Annotated in this window: 2 protein-coding genes; both read right to left on the bottom strand. The window is 65.4% G+C overall.

Going from position 1 to position 558, the window contains the following annotated elements; translation table 11 throughout:
- Window positions 1-209, bottom strand: a 209-nt coding sequence (locus KHA85_RS16570) for a hypothetical protein (protein ID WP_213186639.1), incomplete at its 3' end; no start/stop codon positions are given.
- On the bottom strand, window positions 199-558 hold a 360-nt coding region (locus KHA85_RS16565), incomplete at its 5' end, for a hypothetical protein (protein ID WP_213186638.1). The genes KHA85_RS16570 and KHA85_RS16565, both read right to left, overlap by 11 nt.

Raw genomic sequence — 558 nt, 5'->3', positions numbered from 1 at the left:
ATCACCGCCATCCCGAACAACCAGAAGGCACCGAGCGCCACGGGGTAGGCCGTCCGCTCGTCTGCAGGTTGGGTGGCCACCGGGCCGAAGTAGAGGAGCACAAACGCGAGAACAACCCAGAACAGCAAGAACGCACGGACGGGCTTCACCGGCCTGTATACCGCGTGGCAGGTGTACGGGAACGGCCTCGCGGCGAGGTCAGTTCGCACGGTCGAAGGCTCCCCTCACCCACGAGGCGGCGAGTGCGCCGTGGATGTCCAGATAGAGCTGGCTCAGCTCGTCCGAGATCTGGTGGATGAGCGGCTCCACGGTCTGACGGAATCCGATGCACCCGTTGATCAGCTGGGCGCCGGGCACCAACGCATCGACGGTGGCCACTCCGTCGAAATCCGACAACGCGCCGATGGCCCGGGATTTGAACTCGACGGTATTCGCGAAGGCCACGAGCAGGTCGGGAACGATGTCAGTCGAACCTGCCGCAGGCGCGCCGGGCGGGATGTGGTCAGGCACGTGCGGGCCCTCCTCGCTAACCGATGTGATCGCTGCACACGGTAGTGC

Origin of the sequence: Dietzia massiliensis, assembly GCF_018390595.1 — a bacterium.
GTDB lineage: Bacteria > Actinomycetota > Actinomycetes > Mycobacteriales > Mycobacteriaceae > Dietzia > Dietzia massiliensis.
This window is presented reverse-complemented; position numbering and strand designations above follow the sequence as displayed.